Origin of the sequence: Rhizobium sp. 'Codium 1' (assembly GCF_020889605.1) — a bacterium.
Classification (GTDB): Bacteria; Pseudomonadota; Alphaproteobacteria; order Rhizobiales; family Rhizobiaceae; genus Allorhizobium; species Allorhizobium algae.
In genome coordinates this window covers 148,004-161,993 of the sequence record NZ_JAJGPW010000004.1, presented here as the reverse complement: position 1 = coordinate 161,993, position 13,990 = coordinate 148,004, and the positions used below count along the sequence as shown (strand labels likewise).

General features: G+C 62.6%; 18 protein-coding genes. 6 read left to right on the top strand and 12 right to left on the bottom strand.

Going from position 1 to position 13,990, the window contains the following annotated elements; genetic code table 11:
• Positions 1-66: 66 nt before the first annotated feature.
• The 5 genes from LJE98_RS12370 to LJE98_RS12350 form a co-directional block, all read right to left on the bottom strand.
• Positions 67-1,164, bottom strand: a complete 1,098-nt coding sequence (locus tag LJE98_RS12370; protein ID WP_229575522.1) for a methylenetetrahydrofolate reductase — start codon at positions 1,162-1,164, stop codon at positions 67-69.
• 3 nt (positions 1,165-1,167) lie between these two features.
• Positions 1,168-1,764, bottom strand: a complete 597-nt coding sequence (locus LJE98_RS12365) for a methylenetetrahydrofolate reductase C-terminal domain-containing protein (RefSeq protein WP_229575521.1) — start codon at positions 1,762-1,764, stop codon at positions 1,168-1,170.
• Positions 1,757-2,059 (bottom strand): virulence factor, encoded by a 303-nt coding sequence (locus LJE98_RS12360; RefSeq protein ID WP_229575520.1) that lies wholly within the window; start codon positions 2,057-2,059, stop codon positions 1,757-1,759. The genes LJE98_RS12365 and LJE98_RS12360 overlap by 8 nt, the downstream gene beginning before the upstream one ends.
• A gap of 108 nt (positions 2,060-2,167) precedes the next feature.
• Complete coding sequence (locus tag LJE98_RS12355) at positions 2,168-2,944, bottom strand: formyl transferase (RefSeq protein ID WP_229575519.1); 777 nt, start codon at positions 2,942-2,944, stop codon at positions 2,168-2,170.
• An 11-nt stretch (positions 2,945-2,955) separates the two neighbouring features.
• Positions 2,956-3,603 carry an exopolysaccharide biosynthesis protein gene (locus LJE98_RS12350; RefSeq protein ID WP_229575518.1) on the bottom strand — a complete coding sequence of 216 codons (648 nt, stop codon included), beginning with the start codon at positions 3,601-3,603 and terminating at the stop codon, positions 2,956-2,958.
• 219 nt (positions 3,604-3,822) lie between these two features.
• Here LJE98_RS12350 and LJE98_RS12345 point away from each other — a divergent pair, with 219 nt between their 5' ends.
• Positions 3,823-3,990 carry an entericidin B signal peptide protein gene (locus LJE98_RS12345; RefSeq protein WP_370660327.1) on the top strand — a complete coding sequence of 56 codons (168 nt, stop codon included), beginning with the start codon at positions 3,823-3,825 and terminating at the stop codon, positions 3,988-3,990.
• Between the two features lie 27 nt (positions 3,991-4,017).
• On the opposite strand, the gene LJE98_RS12340 is transcribed toward LJE98_RS12345, so the two are convergent.
• On the bottom strand, positions 4,018-4,644 hold the full coding sequence (locus LJE98_RS12340; RefSeq protein WP_229575516.1) for a DUF1638 domain-containing protein: 627 nt from the start codon (positions 4,642-4,644) through the stop codon (positions 4,018-4,020).
• Between the two features lie 37 nt (positions 4,645-4,681).
• Here LJE98_RS12340 and LJE98_RS12335 point away from each other — a divergent pair, with 37 nt between their 5' ends.
• Together LJE98_RS12335 and LJE98_RS20170 are read left to right on the top strand one after the other, a co-directional pair.
• A complete protein-coding gene (locus tag LJE98_RS12335) occupies positions 4,682-4,843 on the top strand; it encodes an entericidin (RefSeq protein WP_229575515.1) in 162 nt (53 codons plus the stop codon).
• 54 nt (positions 4,844-4,897) lie between these two features.
• Entirely contained in the window at positions 4,898-5,032 is a 135-nt protein-coding gene (locus tag LJE98_RS20170; RefSeq protein ID WP_267499033.1) for a hypothetical protein, read from the top strand.
• Positions 5,033-5,056: 24 nt separating this feature from the next.
• Here the strand turns inward: LJE98_RS20170 and LJE98_RS12330 are convergent, their stop codons facing one another.
• Complete coding sequence (locus tag LJE98_RS12330) at positions 5,057-5,758, bottom strand: corrinoid protein (RefSeq protein ID WP_229575514.1); 702 nt, start codon at positions 5,756-5,758, stop codon at positions 5,057-5,059.
• Positions 5,759-6,028: 270 nt separating this feature from the next.
• Between LJE98_RS12330 and LJE98_RS12325 the strand changes: the two genes are divergently transcribed.
• From LJE98_RS12325 to LJE98_RS12315, 3 genes are all read left to right on the top strand, one after another.
• Positions 6,029-7,594: a trimethylamine methyltransferase family protein gene (locus LJE98_RS12325; protein ID WP_229575513.1), complete on the top strand. Its 1,566-nt coding sequence runs from the start codon at positions 6,029-6,031 to the stop codon at positions 7,592-7,594.
• A gap of 98 nt (positions 7,595-7,692) precedes the next feature.
• Positions 7,693-8,397, top strand: coding sequence for a ferredoxin (locus LJE98_RS12320; protein WP_229575512.1), 705 nt, complete (start codon positions 7,693-7,695; stop codon positions 8,395-8,397).
• A gap of 123 nt (positions 8,398-8,520) precedes the next feature.
• Positions 8,521-9,237 carry a phosphodiester glycosidase family protein gene (locus LJE98_RS12315; RefSeq protein WP_267499043.1) on the top strand — a complete coding sequence of 239 codons (717 nt, stop codon included), beginning with the start codon at positions 8,521-8,523 and terminating at the stop codon, positions 9,235-9,237.
• A gap of 70 nt (positions 9,238-9,307) precedes the next feature.
• Here LJE98_RS12315 and LJE98_RS12310 read toward each other — a convergent pair whose 3' ends face one another.
• The 5 genes from LJE98_RS12310 to LJE98_RS12290 form a co-directional block, all read right to left on the bottom strand.
• Positions 9,308-9,649, bottom strand: coding sequence for a hypothetical protein (locus LJE98_RS12310; protein ID WP_229575510.1), 342 nt, complete (start codon positions 9,647-9,649; stop codon positions 9,308-9,310).
• A 116-nt stretch (positions 9,650-9,765) separates the two neighbouring features.
• The gene (locus tag LJE98_RS12305; protein ID WP_229575509.1) at positions 9,766-10,971 is read right to left on the bottom strand and encodes an ABC transporter permease; all 1,206 of its coding nucleotides are present in this window, start codon (positions 10,969-10,971) and stop codon (positions 9,766-9,768) included.
• A complete protein-coding gene (locus LJE98_RS12300; RefSeq protein ID WP_229575508.1) occupies positions 10,961-11,677 on the bottom strand; it encodes an ABC transporter ATP-binding protein in 717 nt (238 codons plus the stop codon). The genes LJE98_RS12305 and LJE98_RS12300 overlap by 11 nt, the downstream gene beginning before the upstream one ends.
• 9 nt (positions 11,678-11,686) lie before the next feature.
• Entirely contained in the window at positions 11,687-12,991 is a 1,305-nt protein-coding gene (locus tag LJE98_RS12295) for an efflux RND transporter periplasmic adaptor subunit (RefSeq protein WP_420710147.1), read from the bottom strand.
• 205 nt (positions 12,992-13,196) lie between these two features.
• Positions 13,197-13,928: a hypothetical protein gene (locus tag LJE98_RS12290; protein WP_229575746.1), complete on the bottom strand. Its 732-nt coding sequence runs from the start codon at positions 13,926-13,928 to the stop codon at positions 13,197-13,199.
• Positions 13,929-13,990: the final 62 nt, after the last annotated feature.

Below are 13,990 nucleotides of genomic sequence, written 5' to 3'. Positions count from 1 at the left end.
TGCCGGCTGACGCGCGGCGGGAATGGGTTGTGCCGGCAGGTGCCGGGAAAAAGCAATGGGCTGCGCTCAGTGCGGCTGGGGATGAGCGGCCTTGGCCGCCATTTCCTGCTGGTCCTGAACGGGATCGGCGCCGATTTCGTGCATGCGCTGGGCGGCCATGTCATCGGCCCGGCCGTGTTCGCGCTTCCAGGGACGACGATCCTTGAGGATGCCGGATTCGTGGACGATTTCGGCGACAAATTCTTCCTGGCGATAGGCCATGACATGCACGCCGGAGACGCCCTCGATCTCCTTCACCTCGTTGATGATGTCGATGCAGAGCTGCTTGCCTTCCTTCTTCTGATCCTGCGCACCTTCGAGGCGCGCGATGACGGAATCCGGAATGTGGATACCCGGCACGTTGGAGCGGATCCATTTGGCGGTCTTGGCCGACGCGAGCGGGCCGACACCGACCAGGATGTAGCATTGCTCATGGAAACCGAGGTCGCGGACCTTGTTCATGTAATCTCGGAACATCGGCACGTCGAAGCAGTACTGGCTCTGGACGAACTGGGCGCCTGCCTCGATCTTCTTGCCGAGGCGATAGGGACGGAAGTCGTAAGGCGGGGCGAAGGGATTGATCGCGGCGCCGAGGAAGACCTTGGGCGGCGTGGTCAGCTTGCGGCCGGAGAGGAATTTCGATTCGTCGCGCATGGTGCGCACGGTTTCGAGCAGCGACATGCAGTCGAGGTCGAAGACCGGCTTTGCGCCCGGCTGGTCGCCCGCCTGCACGCCGTCGCCGGTCAGGCACATGATGTTGGCGACGCCCATGGCGGCAGCGCCCAACACGTCGCCCTGGATGGCGATGCGGTTCTTGTCGCGGCAGGCGATCTGCATGATCGGGGCATAACCCATGCGGGTCAGAAGCGCGCAGATACCGACGGAGGACATGTGGCAATTGGCGCCCGAGGCATCCACCGCATTGATGCCGTCGACCCAGCCGTCGAAGATCTTTGCGCGTTCGAACACGTCTTCCGGATCGGCACTGTCTGGCGGGTTGAGCTCGGCAGTGACGGCGAACTCACCACGTCGGAGCACGCGTTCGAGGCGGCCCAGCGAAGAGTGGCCGGGCAAGGGATCGAGCGGCAGATGCGGACCCAGCGGGTTTTCGTCGATATGGGCCATGGGTCAGGCTTCCTTTGCCGATTTTTCACGCTCGGCGGCGGCTTCCGCCGTGACCCGCAGCCAGGAGGATGTCTCGCGCAGCGACTGGTTGACCGGTTTTTGCACTTTCAGGATCGCGTCACCTGACACCATGTTGCGCGAGCCGTTCCAGGCCTGGACCCAGACGCAGGGCATGTCAGGCTCGACTTCGCAATTGCCATTGGCGCGCACACCCCCACAGGGGCCGTTGCGCAGTTGCTTGGGGCAATTCATCGGGCAGGACATGCCGGTGGAGGACAGCACACATTGGCCGCACATGCGACAGTCGAAGAGGAGGCCCTTCACATTGCGCTCGACAAAGGTGACCGGGGTTTCGACCCTGCTATAGCCGAGCGCCTTCCAGACCGGATGGAGGAAGAGAAAGGCGCTGGCGAAATTGCGGTAGATCCATTCGAGCAGGCGCGAATTGCGCACGGCCCAGAGGCGTATCGTATAGGAGCGGCGGGCGCGGCGGTTGGGCGAGACGCCGGCTGGCGTGAAGGCGCCGGTCTTGGCCTTGGCCGCAGGGGCGGCATTGCCCTTTTTCGGAGGACCGGGATCGACGAGTTGCGGCTCACCCATTGTCGCGGCCTCCGGTATGGACGAGTGCGACGAGACGGGCCTTGTCGTAGGCCGCCTCGATTTCGGCGGCCGCGGCTTCCGCTTCCGCTTCCATGTCATCTCCGACGGGAACAGGATCAGCCTTGCGCCAGTCGGCGAGATAGGCGTCGGTCTCGGCAGCGCCGGAGCGCATCGCGGCCATGTCGATGGCTTCGGTGAAGCGCAGCGAGAGTTCGCGTTTGGCGGATTTGCGCCCCTGCTTGACGATGACCTGCGCTGGAATATCCCGCCAGTAAACGACGATCTTGTCTGCCATGCCACTCTCTCCCTTTGAGACCAGAATGCACGGGGGGCATTCGCCGGACTGCGCTTTTCACGACGTCGCTTGTCGCCAAATACGACGCTGCCATGAGTCCTGATGATTTTACCAGATTCGGCGCGCGATGCCGCACCAGATCCAGGACCAGAGTGTTGGCGGAAAGCGGAGAGCGGAGGGGCCTTGCGGGACCTTCGGAGACAGGCGGCCGTGGAGCGCATCTTCGATCGAGTGGCGGGTGATCTCCAGGGCGGAAATCGTCAGCAGCAGCGGATAGGTCGAGATGAAGTCGGTGCGCGCAGGCCGGGTGCGGACTTCGTAAAGCGTGCCACCTGTATCGGTGCCGGCATCGACGAGATGGAGTGTGGCGCCAAAGTTCTGCGCGTCGTGTTCGCGCAAGGACCAGTAGCCGCCCATCTGGCCGCGGTAATGGGGGTTGATGCCGGCATGCAGATTGATGACCGGGCAGGGCATTGCTGCGATCTGGCGCTCCGACATCAGGCGGGTAGAGACGAGGAGGATGACGCCGGGCTGGATCTTTTCGACGAGGTCTGTCGTCTCCGCAGCGTTGATCGAGGTGACGGGGTGGATGGGGATTGTCTTCGGCAGATCCCGTTCCAGACTGTGAAGGCTGAGCAGTTCTGCCACCCGGCGATCGGCCAGACGCCGCAGAAGGCGGGCGGCGACCATCGTACCGAGCTGGCCAAGGGCAGCGGTCCAGCCGAGTTTGCGGGCGCGACGGCGGGTGATCTCGCCCTTGCCCTCGGGATTTTCCAGCAGGACGTGAACGTCGTGGCCGCTTCTGGCGAGGTGCTGGACCACGATGGTCGGATTGAGGCCGCCGGCGGTCATGACGACCACCGGACGGCGAATCGGCTCGGCCATGGTTTCGGGCATCAGACGACGAGCGAAACGACGGCGATGGCGGTGTAGACGACGAAGCCGGCGAGTAGCAGTGAGAGGAGGCCGAGGGCGCAGCCGATGATGACGCCGAGGCCGTCACGCTGGGAATGAGCAAAGCCGAGCAGCGCAAGCGCGAAGGCCGGCGGCCAGTTGCCAAGCGGGATCGGCAGGAAGACGACGACCGCGAGGATCAGGGCGAAGAGACCGATCACGCGCTCTGCGATACGGCTTTCGAACAGCCAGAAGCGCGGGATCACCAGCTTTTCGGCCCGGCGCATCCAGGGAACGAGTCGCCTGACGATGGCCTCGAATGTCTGCGGTTCGACGCCATACTCATTGACGACACGCGGGAAGAAGACGCGTCCGCCGGGAGAGGCGACCATCTGCCAGGCGACAAAAATCAGCGGGAGCCCCAGAATGAAGGTGGCGCCCGGGGGCATGGGCACGAGATTGGGAAGCGCAAAGACAAGAAGGAAGGCGCCGAAGGACCGGTCCTGCAGGGCGATCGCGATGTCGCGGATCGTCACCTTGCGGTCCGTGGTGCGGGCCAGCCGTACCAGAAGGTCCGAGAGGTTCTCGGGTTGATGATGTTCACGCGCGGTGACGAGACCCGCCACCCATGTTTCCGCCCTGTCGGTCATTCCTTGATCTCTTGTTTTTTGTTGACCTATCGCCACGTTTGCACAGGGTTATTACAGGGCGATTAAAGCGGATCGGTGACGCTGCCGTGCTTTCGGGAATGGTAAAGAGAGGGTGAATCATGCGAAAACCATCCTGGAACCGGCTTAGGCTGTTGCCTTGATTTTTTCGCTAGCGCTTGTCACCTAGGTCGTCTTGTTTTGATCAGACGGGGAATCAGGATGACTGTCGTTCTTCAACGCTGTGCAGGTTTTGTGACCATGTTGATCGTTATGACGATCGGTCTGTCGTCCTGCGGCAACACGATCCGCGGGATTGGCAGCGATCTCGGCAATGCGGTCGATGCGACGCAGGATGCGGGCCGCAGCGTCGCGAATTCCATCAACTGAGCCGGCGTGTCCGGGACCTGCCGGTTTTCAGGCAGTCTCCGCCGCGACACCTGCTGCTGCGACCAGTTCCGGTGCCAGATCGCCATAGCCGGTGAAACGGTATTCGTAGTCGAGCTTGAGATAATCCGCCGCCCATTTCGCCTTCGCCTGAAGCTCGGCGTCCTGGGTCTGGGCGAGATAGACGATCTTCGTGTAATTGCCGAAGACCATGTCGCGCAGTTCGGGATGTCGATCGAGCTTCAGGGGTTCGATGACGAATGCCTCGAACTGCCGGGTGATCAGGTCGGTCAGGTAAAAGGCGGTGAATTCCGTCTCGCATTCGGCGAGGAATTTCTCCGTGCCGGTAAAGAAGGCGTAGCAATGGGGGCCTGAAAGGCGCTCGATTCCTTCCTCACGACAGATCTTGTCGACTTCACCCTGCGTGCCGCATTCCGCATAGCCGATGAAGATGTTTTCGTGGCCGGCAGCACGGGCCTCCGCGATCTTTTCGCGCAAGGCCGGGGCGATGCGATCCGGCCAGACATGCCAGATGGCCGGCAGACATTCCAGCGTCAGATGATCGAGCCGATTCAGAGCTTTCACGGCCAGAATTTCGCGCGCGATCGCTCCGCATGCGATCACGTGAACCTTTTCCGAATTTGCGCGTTGTTCCATCGCAATCCACTCTTCACCAGACAGAAGGTACATACACATGATGGCCAAAAAACTGACAGCCGGCGCCGTTCTTCTCGTCACCGTCTTCGCATTGTCGTCCTGCGGCAATACCATCCGGGGCGTTGGCCAGGACGCCGCCAACACGGTCGATGCGACCCAGAACGCTGCCAACAACGTCGACGCCGCAGCTTCCCGCTAATCGCGACCGCGCGGGGGACACCGCTTTGAGCGCATCTGAAACAGGAGAGGGAGCATGACGCTCACCACCATCGCGAAGGCCAGTGCCATCTACATGCTGGCGGCCATCCTGTATGCCGGAGGGCATGTCGCCTGGCAGACCATGGCGACGGCCCCCCAGGGACAATTCTACGCAGAAGCCGGCCTTTAAGGGCCGGCTTCGCCGTTTCGCGGATCAGGCGCGAGCGCCCAGGCTGTTGTGTTTGCGGCTGATGAAGTCCTTGGCCGTTTCGACGGCGACAGCCGCATCGCGACAATAGGCATCGGCGCCAACGGCCTTGCCAAATTCCTCGTTGAGCGGCGCACCGCCGACGAGCACGACGTAATCGTCGCGAATGCCCTTTTCCTTCATCGTGTCGATGACGACCTTCATATAGGGCATGGTTGTCGTAAGCAGAGCCGACATGCCGAGGATATCGGGCTTTTCGCGTTCCAAGGCTTCCAGATAGTTTTCAACCGGGTTGTTGATGCCGAGGTCGATGACATCGAAGCCTGCACCTTCCATCATCATGCCGACGAGGTTCTTGCCGATGTCGTGAATGTCGCCCTTCACGGTGCCGATGACCATCTTGCCCTGCTTCGGAGCGCCGGTGGCGGCGAGAAGCGGTCGCAGGATCGTCATGCCGGCTTTCATGGCATTGGCCGACAACAGAACTTCCGGCACAAAGAGAATGCCGTCGCGGAAATCGACGCCGACGATGCGCATGCCTTCGACGAGGGCCTGGGTCAGGACGTCATAGGGCACCCAGCCACGCTCCAGGAGGATGTTCGTCGCTTCTTCGATCTCCTCCTTCAGGCCGTCATAGAGGTCATCATGCATCTGCTGCACGAGCTCTTCATCGGAGAGTTCGGAAAGAATGATGTCATCTTCGGCCATGGTGGTGCTTCCCGCTTCTTTTTTAACGCGATTCCGTTCGCGCCGGGCATGAGATTGCCCGAAGGAAAGTTAAACCTCAAGTTCGTGAAAAACTCTTTTCGATTACGACGCGGCGACCCTGAAATGCGACGGTGTGAGACTAGCCGTGCGAAATGCGATGTCTGTGAGACGCAAGCGGTTGGCGCATAAAGGATGGTTTCACATGCAGATTGGAATAGCATAATGGAGGAGAGAAGCAGCGCGGACGAGCGCTCGAGCGAGGAAGCAGACATGGATGAGATCATCGAAGAACCGGGTGCAGGACGTCGTTCTCGCGGCGAGGGACGTGGCGCTGCAGCCCGCAGGGCCTCGCGCAGCGGCGGTGGTTCCGGCCCCGCCATGCCTTACATCACCCGCAAGATCCAGCCCTACAACGTTCTGGACGAAGAGGGCCTTCAGCTGATCGAGCACAATGCCGACATCGTGCTTGAGGAAATCGGCATCGAATTCCGTGACGACGCCGAGGCGCTGGAACTCTGGAAGAATGCCGGCGCAGACGTAAAGGGACAGCGGGTGCATTTCCCCAAGGGGCTCTGCCGCGAGCTCCTGAAGACGGCGCCTTCCGAATTCACCTGGCATGCGCGCAATCCCGAGCGCAGCGTTCGCATCGGCGGCAATGCCACCGTGTTTGCGCCGGTCTATGGCCCGCCCTTCGTGCGCGACCTCGACGGCAACAGGCGTTATGCGACGATCGAGGATTTCCGCAATTTCGTGAAGCTCGCCTATATGGCGCCGTCGATGCATTCGTCGGGTGGCACGGTCTGCGAGCCGGTCGACGTACCCGTCAACAAGCGCCATCTCGACATGGTCTATACCCATATCAAATATTCCGACAAACCGTTCATGGGCTCGGTGACGGCGCCGGAACGGGCGGAAGATTCGATCGCCATGGCGAAACTCGTCTTCGGCGACGACTTCGTCGAAAACAATTGCGTCATGCTGAACCTGATCAACGCCAACTCGCCGATGGTCTTCGACGAGACCATGCTCGGGGCGTCGAAGGTCTATGCGCGTCACGGCCAGGCATCCGTCGTGTCACCCTTCATTCTGTCCGGCGCAATGAGCCCGGTCACGGTTGCTGGAACCCTGACGCAGATCCTCGCCGAAGTGTTGGCCGGGGCCTCGTTCACGCAGCTGATCCGCCCAGGTGCTCCTGTTCTCTTCGGAACGTTTGCCGCCTCGATCTCGATGCAGTCGGGTGCGCCGACCTTCGGCACGCCGGAGCCAGCTCTTGTCTCCTATGGAGCAGCGCAGCTCGCGCGGCGCATGGGTCTGCCTTTCCGTACCGGCGGTTCGCTCTGCGCGTCCAAGGTTCCGGATGCGCAGGCAGCCCATGAGAGCGCCAATACGCTCAACATGACGCTGCTGGCCGGTGCCAACTTCGTTCTGCATGCGGCCGGTTGGCTCGAGGGCGGTCTTGCCGCCTGCTACGAGAAGTTCATGATCGACCAGGACCAGCTCGGCATGATGCAGAAAATGGCACAGGGCGTGGATCTCAGCGAAAGCGGTCAGGCGATGGATGCGATCCGCGAAGTGGGTCCCGGTGCCCATTATCTCGGTTGCGCCCATACGCAGGCGAACTTCCAGTCCGCCTTCTACCGTTCTGCACTGGCCGACAACAACTCCTTCGAGCAGTGGGAAATCGAGGGACGCAAGCGCGTCGAGGAACGGGCGAACACACTCTGCCGCTCCTGGCTCGACAGCTACGAGGCGCCGCCGCTCGATCCTGCGATCGACGAGGCACTGCTGGCCTTCATCGCTGGCCGCAAGGATTCGATGCCCGACGCCTTCACTTGAAAGGGTCCCGTTGCCAGGGAGCAAGGCGGAGCCACCAAGGTCGCCGACATGATCCAGGAGGAGGTTTGGCGACCCCATTATAAAATCGAGGGGCCGCGATGAGCGGCCCTTCATCCGTTCTGACCGAAATCGATGCGCGGCTGGCAGCGTTCGGCCTTTCATGCCGCGGGGTGCTTCGGTTCGGAGACGGAGAGCCCGCAGCCTTGCTTGGCGATGACGGACCGGTTTCGGTCGTGGTGCTGGTCGGTGTCGCCGGTGGTGCCATGTGGCCGATCTTCAGTGCCTGGCGGGAGGCGCAAGCGGATGGTGGCGGGGCCGATCCGCTGGATCGCTGGTCAAAATTCGTGATCGCCGATGTGGCGGCGCAATTCGGGGCTTCGGCCTGTTATCCGTCAGAGCCGCCTTACCAACCATTTCAGAGATGGGCGATGCAGGCCGAGGGGTTGAAGGCCTCGCCGCTCGGCATTCTGATCCATCCGCAATACGGGCTCTGGCACAGCTATCGCGGCGCGCTCCTGTTTCGTAACTGGGGCGACGAGATCGGAGCGGTTGGCAAGGCAGAAGCGCATCCATGCGATCGCTGTTTCGAAAAACCCTGCCTGTCGGCGTGTCCGGCCGGGGCCGTCTCGGAGAACAACTTCGATGTCGCGCGCTGTCGGCAGCACCTTGTGACTGCAGCGGGGCAGGGTGGCTGCATGGTTTCGGGTTGCCTTGCCCGCAATGCCTGTCCTGTCGGGGTCCAGTATCGCTATCCCGACGCACAACTGCGCTTTCACATGCAGGCCCTGACGCTGCCCGGCTGAGAGCCCGTGCGATCGCTTGGAGAATTTCCGGGGAATGGCCTTCACAATGCCCGGAATCACAGCCAAGTAGCGGAGCCAGCGAAAGGGCTCTGCGTGCGACATTTCCTGACCATACTCGGCTTCATGGCTGCAACTTTCTCCCTTCCGACGCTGGCGCATGCCGCGTGCGAGCAGATGCGGGAGGGGAGCACAAGCTATCTCGCTTGCCGCTTCGATCCCGGTCGCTACGATATAAGAACGCATCTCGCCCCACCCGACGGCCAGGACTATGGCGGTTTTGCTAGCCTCAGGCGGCAGCTCTGGGCCGAACGGCGCGTGCTGCTTTTTGCCATGAATGCCGGCATGTATCACGACGACCTCTCGCCCGTCGGCTATTTTGCCGAATATGGCACGGTGTCGAAGCCGGCGGTGACCACTGGCGGCTGGGGGAATTTCCACCTCTTGCCGAATGGCGTCTTTCTGATGACGCAGGGCAAGGCCGAGGTGATGGAGACGAAGGCCTTCGTCGCGCGCGGCGTTGCGCCTGATTTCGGGACGCAATCGGGGCCGATGCTCGTCATCGATGGCAAGCTGCATCCACGTTTCTTGCCGGACAGCGACAGCTACAAGATCCGCAACGGTGTGGGCGTCGATGCCGAGGGCCATGTGCATATGGTGGTGTCGAGAGTGCCGGTGCGCTTCTACGACTTCGCGGTCTTTTTCCGCGACCGGCTGGGCTGCGACAATGCGCTCTATCTCGACGGGACGATTTCGAGCGTGTTCAGCGCCGAAGACAAGCGGATGGACCGGTTGTTTCCCATGGGCCCGATCCTCTCGGTGAGCATGCCCATTCCACAATAGGATATCAGAGCATTTTCGGCGAAAACCGGATCGCCACAAATGCCCTATCTCTCTGTTTTCCCGGAATGTTCTAGACGGCAGCCTTCGGATAGGCGCGCTCCAGGCCGCCGGAGCGGGCAAGGCCGGCGCGGAAGGCAGTGAAGGCCGGGTGCTGGCTGGAGCGTGCGGCCTCCATCAGCCTGATCTGCAGGCGGGTCGGCGCATTGAGGCCTATCCATTCGCCATTGCGCTCGAGCTTCAGCGAATTGAGAAACCGAGATTCAGAGGCGATGTCGAGATAGAGGCAAAGGCCTTCGAGCAGGGCATCGTCCTGGGCCGGGTTCTCGAAGATGAGCTTCAGAAAGGCCTGGTCTGGTTCCTGCATCGAGGCGATCTTGGCGGCGACGGTGTCGCGATCCGGAAAGACTGACATGGGCTTGCTCCTCACATGGTCAGGACTCTCGGAAACGGGGCGGGCCCGCATCCATTAGGGCCAGCTACACCACAACAAGTTTGCCCGAGGCTTGCCCCGGTGGTCGCAGGGCCGCCTTACTCGTGGCGGAGTGCGTCGATCGGGTTCATCTGGGCGGCGCGCCTGGCCGGGAAATAGCCGAAGACCATGCCGATCGCCGCCGAGAAGACAAAGGCGAGCAGGATGATCGAGGGGCTTGCGACGAAGGGGACAGACATCAGCGTCACGGCCGAATAGGCGATTGCCAGGCCGAGCGCGATGCCGACCACGCCGCCGAAGACGGAGAGTGTGACGGCTTCGACCAGGAACTGCATGAGCACCTGTCGTTCGACCGCACCGATCGCCAGCCGGATACCGATCTCGCGGGTTCGCTCGGTGACGGAGACCAGCATGATGTTCATGATCCCGATGCCGCCGACGAGCAGCGAGACGGCCGCGACCGCGCCGAGCAGGCCAGTCATCAGGGTGGTGGTGCCCGTCAGCGTCGCGGCCATCTGGGTCATGTCGTTGACACTGAAATCGTCTTCGCGCCCGGCCACGATCTTGCGGCGCTCCCGCAGCAGGCGCTCGACATCGGCCTGGACCTTGGAGGTCGACACGCCGTCATCGGCCGAGAGCATGATGCTGGAGACATCCGTCGATCCACCGATGCGGCGCTGGAAGACCTTGAGCGGCATCATGACGACATCGTCCTGATCGCTGCCCATGCCGCTCTGACCCTTCTTTGCCAGAATGCCAATCACCTGGCAGGCGACGCTGCCGACCCGGATCGTCTGTTCGATCGCCGGCGTCGAGCCAAAGAGCTTGGAGCGGACGGTTTCGCCGACGAGGCAGACGGCCTGGCCGCCGCGCTCTTCGGAGGCCAGGAAGGTTCGGCCAGAGGCCAGATCCCAGTTTTGTGCGATCAGGTAATCGTCTCCCGAGCCGATGATCGAGGTCTGGCGGCTCTGGCCGCTGAAGATCACGGTCTGGCTGGACTGGTTGATGGCGGCGACAGCGCGCAGGCCGGGGATCTGCTCGCGGATCGCCTCGATGTCTCTGATGGTGAACTTCTTGGCATCGGTTGCGGCACGTCCCGGGCCGAACTGGCCGGGGCGGACGAAGAGAAGATTGGTTCCGAGCTTGGAAATCTCGCTGGTGACCTGGGCGGTCGTGCCGTTGCCGATCGTCACCATGGCGATGACGGCGGCAACGCCGATGACGACGCCGAGCACCGTCAGGAAGGAGCGCAGAAGGTTCCGGCTGATCGCGCGGAGCGCCAGCTTCAGGGTTTCACCGAACATGGGCGCGTGCCTCCTGGATCCCGCTGTCGGACTGGATATGCCCATCGACGAAACGCAGGGTCCGCTTCGCATAAGCCGCGATATCGTCTTCATGGGTGACCATGATGACCGTGATGCCGTGATCACGGTTGAGGCCGGTGATGAGTTCCATGATCTCGCGACTGGTCTTCGTGTCGAGGTTACCGGTCGGCTCATCGGCGAGCAGCACGGCGGGGCTGGTGACGATGGCACGGGCGATCGCGACGCGTTGCTGCTGACCGCCCGAGAGTTCCTGCGTCGTGTGATTCTCGCGCCCGGCCAGGCCGACCTGGGCAAGCGCCTTCATCGCGCGCAGACGTCTCTCGCGAGGATCCATGCCACGATAGACCAGTGGCAATTCGACATTTTCGACGGCGGAGGTGCGGGGGAGCAGGTTGAAACCCTGAAAGACGAAACCCAGCATGTGGCGACGCAGAAGCGTGTATTGCGCGCGGTTGAAGCCGGTCGTGTCGATGCCCTGGAAGAGATATTGGCCCGAGGTCGGTACGTCGAGGCAGCCGAGGATGTTCATGGCGGTCGATTTACCGGAGCCGGAGGGCCCCATGATCGCAACGAATTCATTTCGGTCGATCGACAGGTCCACCCGGTCGAGGGCACGGATCGTCGCCTCACCGCGTCCATAGATGCGGGAGATCTGGCGAAACTCGAGGAGAGGGGAGGAGGCCATTGCGCGCCTTTAGCCGTTGCGGACGGTCTGGTCGGTGATGACCCGGTCGCCCTGCTTCACGTCGCCCTTGACGATGACGGTGTTCTGTCCGTCGGATGCGCCGATCTCGATGTTGACCGCGACGGGTTCACCGTCTCGCAGCAACCAGATCGTGCGTTCGCTGCCTTCGGGCTCGGGTGCGCTGCGCGCCGCCTCGCGCGGCGGGCGGAAGAGGCTGAAGACACCGCTGCCGCCGCCGGTGGGTTCGGCCGTGGCGGTGGCCGGCGGAGAATAACGCAAGGCGGCATTGGGGATGAGAAGACCGTTTTCGACCGACTGGACGACGATGTCGGCCGTCGCGGTCATGCCCTGACGCAGAAGAAGATCGTCGTTGGCAACCGAGAGGATGCCCTTGTAGGTGACGACGTCGCTGACGGTTTCGGCGGCGTAGCGAATCGAGGTGATCTCGGCCGGAAAGCGCTGCTCGGGGAAGGCATCGACCGTAAAGGTGGCGGTCTGGCCGACGGCGACCTGGCCGACATCGGCCTCGTCGATCGAGACCTGCAGCTCCATCTGGCGCAGGTCGCCGGCAAGGGTGAACAGTGTCGGGGCCTCGAGGGAGGCCGCGACGGTCGCACCCGTGTCGACGTCACGCGAAAGTACGATGCCGTCGATCGGCGAGACGATGGTCGCCTTGGACACCGAGAGTTTCGCCTGTTCGAGGGCTGCTTCTGCCGAGATCACATCGGCTTCGGCGCTCTGCCGTGCGGCAGAGGCGGCCTGGAACGTATATTCGGCCGTGTCGAGATCCTGCTGGGTGGAGACACGGCTCGAAACCAGCGTGGTCTGGCGGTCGAGCTTGGCCTTGGCGGACTGCTCGTCGGCAAGCGCCTTCGATACGGAGGCACGGGCAGAGGCGAGGGCGGCCTCCTTGGCCTTCAGGTCGGCGCTCAGCTTGTCGGTGTCGAGGCGCGCCAGAACGTCGCCCTTCTTCACCTCGCTGTTGAAGTCGACCAGAACGTCGCGGACCGTGCCCGATTGCTCGGAGGAAACATCGACCTGGACCGTCGGCTCGACCGAGCCGGTGGCGGTCACAAGGACGGTCAGGTCGCCGGGCTTCAACTCGGCTGTGGTGTAACTGACGGTAGTTCCGCCGGCGGACCAGAGATAGGCACCGTAACCAAGACCGGCCAGAACCAGAAGGCCGAGCATACGCAGACCCCAGCGGGCCTTCGGCCGCGCCGCATTTGCCAGGATGACCTTCAGTTCCTCCGTCTCGGGAGAAGTCTCGGATTTCACGTCGTCTTTCACAGCCACTCCGTCGCAGAAATGCATCGGCCCACAACCTGGACCAGAACCGGCGCCGCGCCCTTGATCCGGGTCAATCGGCGTCATTGTTCCGTTTGCATGGAGATAGAGGTTCGGTGGAGAAAGGACAGTGAAAGATTGGTAAGGTTGTAATCTGGACGTCTCCGCTGCGATGCCGAAGTGGCAAAGCGCGATTCGGATCATGCCGTGTGAAGGCCCGGGGCGATCCGGATCAGTCCGCCTGCTTTGCCGTCGCCTGCGGTGCTGTGATCAGCTTGTACTCGACCATCTCCTTCGGCGTCAGGTAGTAGAGGCGGTCGGGAGGTGTTTCCAGCGCGTGCATCCAGAGGCCCTCGCCGATGCCCATCTCGCCGAGATGCCGGGTGATGCGCGCCGTCGTGCTTTGGGCTGCCGACATGGCTTGTTCGGGAGACGGGCGCTCCTGGCCGGCATTGAAGACCTGGTGGACGCCGAGAATGGCGTTTTCTTCCGCCTCGCGCGCGACACCGCCGGCAAAGATCAGAGGGCAGGACGAGGCGCAGAGCGACTTTGCCGCCACTCTGGTGCTCAGACCCTTTTCCCGGATCAGCGCCGACATCGCCAGCGCATCGTCGACCGACCCACCCGGCGAATTCAAGGACACTTCCTTCACATATTCACCGCGCGCGGCGATTTCCTCGGCGAAGCGGTCGGCGGCACCCGGATCGATCGACCCTTCCGCCTTCAGCTGGCCACCTGGCAGGAGTTCGAAGCGCATCGCCTGGCGCAGGACCTCGCGGGAGGCTTCCGGCTCCACCGGCGGCGCCTGCGGAACGCCGTCCGTCAAGGCCGGTGGCAGCACCGGGGCGTCCGTCGTCATGGGATCATGCCCCGGGAGCGCAGCGCGTGCCAGGCTCATTTCCCGGAGGTCGACGAAGAGGAAGGTTCCCGCTGCCGCCAGAAGGCCGAAGAATGCACCGCGCATCAGCAGACCGTCGTCGGCGCGCAGGACAGCGGTCTTCAAACGCTGGAATAGCGAAGCGGGTC

Bases quoted from the DNA above. Each gene is read 5' to 3' on its own strand.
- LJE98_RS12370 (WP_229575522.1), bottom strand. From the start codon at position 1,164: ATGGCCCATATCGACGAAAACCCGCTGGGTCCGCATCTGCCGCTCGAT.
- LJE98_RS12365 (WP_229575521.1), bottom strand. From the start codon at position 1,764: ATGGGTGAGCCGCAACTCGTCGATCCCGGTCCTCCGAAAAAGGGCAAT.
- LJE98_RS12360 (WP_229575520.1), bottom strand. From the start codon at position 2,059: ATGGCAGACAAGATCGTCGTTTACTGGCGGGATATTCCAGCGCAGGTC.
- LJE98_RS12355 (WP_229575519.1), bottom strand. From the start codon at position 2,944: ATGGCCGAGCCGATTCGCCGTCCGGTGGTCGTCATGACCGCCGGCGGC.
- LJE98_RS12350 (WP_229575518.1), bottom strand. From the start codon at position 3,603: ATGACCGACAGGGCGGAAACATGGGTGGCGGGTCTCGTCACCGCGCGT.
- LJE98_RS12345 (WP_370660327.1), top strand. From the start codon at position 3,823: ATGACTGTCGTTCTTCAACGCTGTGCAGGTTTTGTGACCATGTTGATC.
- LJE98_RS12340 (WP_229575516.1), bottom strand. From the start codon at position 4,644: ATGGAACAACGCGCAAATTCGGAAAAGGTTCACGTGATCGCATGCGGA.
- LJE98_RS12335 (WP_229575515.1), top strand. From the start codon at position 4,682: ATGATGGCCAAAAAACTGACAGCCGGCGCCGTTCTTCTCGTCACCGTC.
- LJE98_RS20170 (WP_267499033.1), top strand. From the start codon at position 4,898: ATGACGCTCACCACCATCGCGAAGGCCAGTGCCATCTACATGCTGGCG.
- LJE98_RS12330 (WP_229575514.1), bottom strand. From the start codon at position 5,758: ATGGCCGAAGATGACATCATTCTTTCCGAACTCTCCGATGAAGAGCTC.
- LJE98_RS12325 (WP_229575513.1), top strand. From the start codon at position 6,029: ATGGATGAGATCATCGAAGAACCGGGTGCAGGACGTCGTTCTCGCGGC.
- LJE98_RS12320 (WP_229575512.1), top strand. From the start codon at position 7,693: ATGAGCGGCCCTTCATCCGTTCTGACCGAAATCGATGCGCGGCTGGCA.
- LJE98_RS12315 (WP_267499043.1), top strand. From the start codon at position 8,521: ATGGCTGCAACTTTCTCCCTTCCGACGCTGGCGCATGCCGCGTGCGAG.
- LJE98_RS12310 (WP_229575510.1), bottom strand. From the start codon at position 9,649: ATGTCAGTCTTTCCGGATCGCGACACCGTCGCCGCCAAGATCGCCTCG.
- LJE98_RS12305 (WP_229575509.1), bottom strand. From the start codon at position 10,971: ATGTTCGGTGAAACCCTGAAGCTGGCGCTCCGCGCGATCAGCCGGAAC.
- LJE98_RS12300 (WP_229575508.1), bottom strand. From the start codon at position 11,677: ATGGCCTCCTCCCCTCTCCTCGAGTTTCGCCAGATCTCCCGCATCTAT.
- LJE98_RS12295 (WP_420710147.1), bottom strand. From the start codon at position 12,991: ATGCATTTCTGCGACGGAGTGGCTGTGAAAGACGACGTGAAATCCGAG.
- LJE98_RS12290 (WP_229575746.1), bottom strand. From the start codon at position 13,928: ATGCGCGGTGCATTCTTCGGCCTTCTGGCGGCAGCGGGAACCTTCCTC.